The organism is Streptomyces sp. NPDC059861, from assembly GCF_042731435.1.
GTDB lineage: Bacteria > Actinomycetota > Actinomycetes > Streptomycetales > Streptomycetaceae > Streptomyces.
In genome coordinates, this window is the sequence record NZ_JBHWJQ010000081.1 from 1 (window position 1) to 6,458 (window position 6,458).

Here is a 6,458-nt window from a genome sequence, read left to right on the forward strand (position 1 = left end):
CGGCTTGGCCGTCGCGTCCGCGAGCTCCTGAGCCGCGGGTTCCAGAACAGGCTTGGTCATCACTGCACTCCCTTGCGTCGGCGGGCCCCTGCCCGCTTTCACACTCATGACAAGGAAAGTGTTAAATGTGTGACAGGCGTCGGATGAGCCGCTACGGGCCTGATGGAGGCTTGACCCCGGAGAGGATCGAGTCACCGCACGTCCGTTCCGCTGAACCGTCTGGGCACGTGGGTCGCCTTGAAGGCGGTGAAGCCGGCTGTCCACGCTGCCGAGAAGCGCACCCCGAGCGCCAGGGCCGTTCTCGGTGCCGAGCTGAAGACGCGGTCTCGGCTTGGGCGCAACCTCTGTGAAGTGCGGTCACACCGGTTCACAGCGATGCCGTCCCCGGCGTCTCGCGCTGGGCTTCGGTTGGGGCGAGGCGGTAGGAGTCGGTGCCCGTGTTGCGGTTGCCGCCCAAGGGTATGCAGTCGACTATGGCCGCGCAGAGCCTGGGATCGGTGAACGATCGCGTCCGATATCGCCCGATCGGCCCAGCGGTGCTAGAAAGGACGGAGTGATCAGGCGTTTCGCCCTCTTCCGGGGTGTGTCGGTTCAACCACGCTCCGACAAACGCCCCAGGAGCGTCGCCGGGCAGGCTTTCGTCCTTCAGGCCGTGGTCGTGGTCCTGCTCGTGTGCGGGGCGATCCTGGCGCTCGTGCTGCAGTCCCGGTACGAGGCGGACCGGGAGGCCAGGGCCCGTTCGGTCGCGGTGGCGGAAACCTTTGCGCACTCTCCCGGTCTCATGGAGGCGCTGGAGTCGCCCCATCCGGCCCGGGTGCTTCAGCCGATCGCCGAGGAAACCCGTGAACGCGCCGGCGTCGACTTCATCGTCGTGATGGACACCAACGGGATCCGCTACACCCATCCGCAGCCGGACCGGATCGGCCAGCCTTTCGTGGGCACGATCGGACCGTCGCTGACCGGCAAGGTCCTCGTCGAGAGCGTCGACGGTCCCCTCGGCCAAGAGGTGCAGGCGGTGGTCCCGGTGACCGCGCCCGACGGCTCCGTCGTGGCCCTGGTGGCAGCCGGCCTCACCGTCGAGAACGTCACCGGCGCTGTGTACCAGCAACTGCCGGTCATCCTGGGCACGGGTGCCCTGGCGCTCGCCCTGGCCACCACCTGGACGGCATGGGCGACCAGACGGCTCAAACGGCAGACTCATGGGCTCGGCCCTGCCGAGATGACACGTATGTACGAGCACCACGACGCGGTTCTGCACGCCGTACGCGAGGGTGTCGTCATCGTCGGGGGCGACGGACGGCTGCTGCTCGCCAATGACGAGGCCAGGCGGCTGCTGAATCTGGGTCCCGACAGTGAGGGACAGCGCGTGGCCGATCTGCCCGGTCTCGATACCGACACGGCCCGTCTGCTGGCCTCCGGCAATGCGGCGACGGACGAGGTCCGATTCGCCGGGGACAGGCTGCTGGTGGTCAACCAGCGCCCGACCCACGCGCCGGGTGGCCCGATGGGCACCGTGGCCACGATCCGTGACTCCACCGAGCTCGATGCGCTGACGGGCCGAGCGGAGGTCGCCCGTACACGGCTCAAGCTGCTGTACGACGCCGGCGTCGGTATCGGTACCACACTCGACGTCAGGCGTACGGCCCAGGAGCTGGCCGATGTCGCGGTCCCACGCTTCGCCGACTTCGTGACCGTCGACCTCGCCGACCCCGTGCTGCAGGGGGAGGAATCGAATGTCGCGATGGGCATGCGGCGCACTGCCGTGAGCGGCATCCGTGACGATCACCCGCTCTATCCGCGGGAGAGACTGATCAATTTCGTGCCGTCGACACCGCAGGCTCGAGGGCTCGGCAGTGGGCGGGCGGAGGTGGTGAGCGATCTGTCCCAGGCGCCGGGCTGGCAGGCACAGGACCCGGAGCGGACCAAGCAGATCATCGAATACGGCATTCACTCGCTCATCACGGTGCCGCTCCAGGCCCGGGGCACCATCCTCGGCCTGGCCAATTTCTGGCGCTCGGAGAAGCCGGGCCCCTTCGAGGAAGAGGATCTCTCGCTGGCCGAGGAACTGGTCGCCCGTGCCGCGGTGGCCGTGGACAACGCGCGCCGCTACACGCGCGAGCATGCCCTGGCCGTGACGCTCCAACGCAGCCTCCTTCCTCGTGCCCTTCCGGACCAGAGCGCCGTGGAGGTGGCACACCGATATCTGCCGGCGCAGTCAGGCGTGGGCGGCGACTGGTTCGACGTGATCCCGCTGCCGGGAAGCCGGGTGGCGCTGGTGGTCGGCGATGTCGTCGGCCACGGTCTGCACGCCGCCGCGACGATGGGGCGACTGCGCACCGCCGTGCACAACTTCTCCACGCTCGACCTGCCGCCCGATGAGATTCTCGGCCATCTCGACGATCTGATCGGGGCCATCGACCAGGACGAGTCGGACTCGGACGGCGGGCAGGCGACGACAGGCGCGACCTGTCTCTACGCGATCTACGACCCGGTCTCGAGGCGCTGTGCCATGGCCCGTGCCGGGCATGTGCCGCCCGCCCTGGTCCGCCCGGACGGCACTGTCGAGTTCCCCGACCTCCCGGCCGGGCCTCCGCTGGGACTCGGCGCCATGCCTTTCGAGGCCGCCGAGCTGGAGCTCGAAGAGGGCAGCCAGCTCGTCTTCTACACGGACGGGCTGATCGAGGACCGCAACCGTGACATCGACGTCGGTATCGAGCAGCTGCGTCGCGCCCTGGCACACCCCGGGCGTCCGCCGGAGGAGAGCTGCCGGGCGGTGCTGAGCGCATTGCTGTCCGCCAGGCCCAAGGACGATGTGGCTCTGCTCATCGCCCGCACCCGGGTACTGGGACCCGACCGTGTGGCCGAGTGGGACGTGCCGCGCGACCCGAGCGCGGTGGCGGGGTTGCGGGCGTCCGCCGTTGCGAAGCTGGAGGAGTGGGGTCTGCCCGAGCTGGCGTTCAGTACGGAGCTCGTCCTGAGCGAACTGGTCACCAACGCCATACGCCACGGCTCCGGGGCGATCCGGGTCAGGCTTCTGAAGGACCAGGGCCTGACCTGCGAGGTGGCCGACGGGAGCAGCACTTCGCCGCATCTGCGGTACGCGGCCACGACGGACGAGGGAGGCCGCGGGCTCTTCCTTGTCGCCAAGGTCGCCGAACGCTGGGGCACCCGCTATTCGGCCGACGGCAAGATCATCTGGGCACAGCAGACCCTGCCGGACACGAACCAGGACAGCGCCTCGCTGCTTGATCTGTTCGACACGGAGACGATGTGACGAGGGGAAAAGCGATGCGATCGACGTCGAGCGGGGCCCCGCCCCCCGACGCTGACATCGCCCAGGTCGTCGAAGCTCTCGCCATGATCACTCCGCGAGGGAACGTGGGCCTTCGTGTACCGCGCTGTGGGCAACTTCCTCGCGGGCGTCCGCCGGGCGGTTGACGCCGTCACTCTGACGGGATCGCGGCCTCAGGGCTGACGCTTCTCAGGCGCCGCCTCGCAGACGATCTCGTCACGAGGGTCGTAGTGCGTGCGGAACGGTTCCCGCCTCACTTCCCGGCCGTCGTCGCGGAAGACTCGCTCCACGGTGACGTCGAAGCCCTCGAGCGGAGTCTGCGGTACGCACTCCTCGTCGTTGCTCACCTTCCTGGCGGGCTGCTGCACGTTGGTGCGCGGTCCCTTGACCGACGTGACCTCGTCATACTTCTTCGTGCCGAGGACGGTGACGGTCACCGAGGTGTCGGTGGACTCGGCCTGGATGTAGAGGGCGTTGCCGGAGTCGTTGGCGAACCTCAGGTCGAGGCTGCCCCAGGCGACCGTCGCCTCGCGGCCCTCGGGGTAGCGCTCGATGTAGAAGGAGTGGGCGCCGTGCTCGACGGGCTTGAGGCCGGCGAAGAACATGGCGTTGAAGACCGTGGTGGCCACGGAGGAGACACCCCCTCCGGGCGCCTTGGTGTACTGATCATTGAGGATCATGATGCCCTCGACGAAGCCGTTGGCCTCGGTGCGTTCGCCGACGGTGCGGTTGAAGCTCCAGGTCTCGTTCGGCATGACGACGGAGCCGTTGATGAGCTCCGCGGCGCGGCCGATGTTCTTCGTGCGGTAGGCGGCCGGTTCGAAGTTGACGGTGAAGGAGGACATCGACTCCGTCAGTCCCAGTCGCGCCGCGTTCTCACGGGTCACCTCGGGCTGGATCTGCCGCGTTTCCACCTCGCCGGTGCGGGCGGCGCCCGATCTGGTGAGCAGGGGCATGACGGCCTTGCTCAGGGCCTTGTCGGTGACCTCTACGCCGGGGCTGGCGTCGGCGGCCACCACGACCTTGTCGCCCACGCCTCTCAGCCGGGCGTTCTCGGGCGTGGCGGGGAGGGCGTCAAGGGCGCCGGCCACCGCGGGCGTGGCGCGCAGTCCCTTGCTGTCGAGGTTCGGCGTGAGCCTACCGGCGTCGTCCGCCCGCAACGTCAGGTGCTCGCCCAGCACGGCTGGGGTGATGGTGAACCGCTTGTCACGCGCGCTGAGCGCGACCGGAGCCGACATCGCCGGCTGCGCGAACTCGCGCACCGCCCTGCGCACCTCTTCCGCCGTGACCTTCGGCTTCGCCTCGCGAGTGGGCAGCACCGTGACCGAGTCGGCCGCGCCGCGCTGGAAGGGGGCGCGCAGGGCCCCGACCGCCGCGTCCACGTCCAGCGCGTATCCGGTGCGCGGCGCGATCTGCTCGACACGGCCGTTGTTGAAAGAGACAGCGCCGTCGCGGACCGTCCGGTCGAGCGTCGTCGCCAGCTTCCCGAGAGCGGCACGGGCCTTGTCCTCGTCGAGCTGTACGACCGGCTCGACGTCGCCCCCCGAGCGGAAGAGCCCGCCGACCACACTGATCGGACCAGCGCCGGTGAAAGCCGCCCGATCCAGGGTTGCCCGGATATCGAAGGTAAGCCCCGCCTGCCGCGGGTCGACCGCGCCCTTGCGGTCGCCGACCTTCACCGCCAGCTTCTGCGGGCCGGTCGCCGCCAGGTGCTGCTCCAGCTTGGTGGTGGCTTCCGCGCGTGTCAGGCCGCCGATGTCCACGCCGCGCACCGTCGTGCCCGCCTCGATCTCACCCCCGGTGAGCAGCAGCCCGGCGAGATACAGACCGCCGATGCCGACGGTCAGCGCACCGCCCGCCAGCGCGGCGGGAGGGAAGGAGGCTATCCGGGGGTGCATGGGTCTCCTGAACGATCGATGTGACGTGCCCCGAAGCTGTGGCGTCGTGTGCGAGAGCAGTCAGCCAGGTTACGCACAACAAGGTGCAAAAGGGTGTACCACAGGTCACTACAGGCGTTCTGGATGAGTGGTCTGATCCCGAACTCAACGGCATTCGCATGCACGGCCACCCGGTTCTCCGCCCGAAAAAGCCGCCACTCAGGGCCGCCCTGCGCCGGCCGCCGGGGCTCGCCGTAGTGACGTTTCTCATCGCTGTGTTCAGCGGCGCCTTGAGCGACGGCGAGACGCTCCTGCCCGCTCGGAAGTCATGATCCGCGTTGCCATGACGGACCTCATGTCCGCCCTCGGAGCGCATCGCCGGCAGGGCATCGGTGCCGTCCTCACGGCGACGGCCTTGAAGATGGCCGGAGCCCGCGGAGTGCGCATCGGCACGCTCCAGGCCAGCGGCCTGGGTGCCTCCGTGTACGACCGCATGGGATTCACCACGGTCGCCGAATACCGACTCCTGCGACTCCCGGCACACTGACCCGGCATGGCGCGGTTGCGGTCATATGTTTCGGAACGCACACATGCTGCGCGCGACGCTGTCCGACTACTGCTGATGCAGCCCCCGCTAGGATTCGGGTTCCGCACGCGGCTCGCCATGAGAGGCGTCCAGGGCGTCATGCATACGTTGCAGGCGTCGATTCTGCAGGTTGCCGTTGACGATGAGCCAGCCGACGAAGAGCGCGGAGAAGAGCGCGAAGCCGGTTGTCTGACGCGGTCCGGACGTGACGGCCGTCGCCGCGACAAGGGAAGCGAAGAGGAAGGCGAGGAAGGCCGTGGCAGTGACACGGTGACGCGTGCGATGCAGTCGCTGCTCGACAAGAGCACGCATAGCTTCTCGCTCTGCCGGCTCCGTGGGCACCTCGCCCCTGCGCAGCTTCCTGTCCAGGGACAACAGGCTGGACGCTGAACCGCCGGCGGCACGCTTCTCCTTGCGCCGCAGGATGACAATCACGAGTACGCCACCGATCGATATGACGGCGACCCGCAGCAGTACCGCCCCCGCGGAGTTGCCCGGATTGATCAGCAGGATCACTGCGCTGGCGCAGGGGATCGACAGGACGATCTGGAGCCATAGGTGCTTGGTGAGGAACGTGTTGAGTCTCTCCATGGCTGATCGTGCGCGCTCTAGTAGGACTCCGTTAGGTCTGTGTGTCTACCTTGTTCAGGGGCACGGTGAGTGTGTGGACGCACATGAAGTGAACCGTGTTCGGGCGACGTTG

General features: G+C 68.4%; 4 protein-coding genes and 1 pseudogene. 2 read left to right on the forward strand and 3 right to left on the reverse strand.

Annotated features, from left to right (window positions below; all coding sequences use genetic code 11):
• Window positions 1–367 precede the first annotated feature (367 nt).
• Window positions 368–511, reverse strand: a pseudogene (locus ACFV6X_RS35340) (AAA family ATPase); the annotation flags it as partial.
• Between the two features lie 72 nt (window positions 512–583).
• Here ACFV6X_RS35340 and ACFV6X_RS35345 point away from each other — a divergent pair.
• Entirely contained in the window at window positions 584–3,274 is a 2,691-nt protein-coding gene (locus tag ACFV6X_RS35345) for a SpoIIE family protein phosphatase (RefSeq protein ID WP_385390522.1), read from the forward strand.
• Window positions 3,275–3,465: 191 nt separating this feature from the next.
• Here the strand turns inward: ACFV6X_RS35345 and ACFV6X_RS35350 are convergent, their stop codons facing one another.
• Window positions 3,466–5,190, reverse strand: a complete 1,725-nt coding sequence (locus ACFV6X_RS35350; protein WP_385390523.1) for a VanW family protein — start codon at window positions 5,188–5,190, stop codon at window positions 3,466–3,468.
• Window positions 5,191–5,512: 322 nt separating this feature from the next.
• Here ACFV6X_RS35350 and ACFV6X_RS35355 point away from each other — a divergent pair, with 322 nt between their 5' ends.
• Window positions 5,513–5,716: a hypothetical protein gene (locus ACFV6X_RS35355; protein WP_385390525.1), complete on the forward strand. Its 204-nt coding sequence runs from the start codon at window positions 5,513–5,515 to the stop codon at window positions 5,714–5,716.
• Between the two features lie 87 nt (window positions 5,717–5,803).
• Here ACFV6X_RS35355 and ACFV6X_RS35360 read toward each other — a convergent pair whose 3' ends face one another.
• Window positions 5,804–6,346: a hypothetical protein gene (locus ACFV6X_RS35360; protein WP_385390526.1), complete on the reverse strand. Its 543-nt coding sequence runs from the start codon at window positions 6,344–6,346 to the stop codon at window positions 5,804–5,806.
• Between the last annotated feature and the right edge of the window lie 112 nt (window positions 6,347–6,458).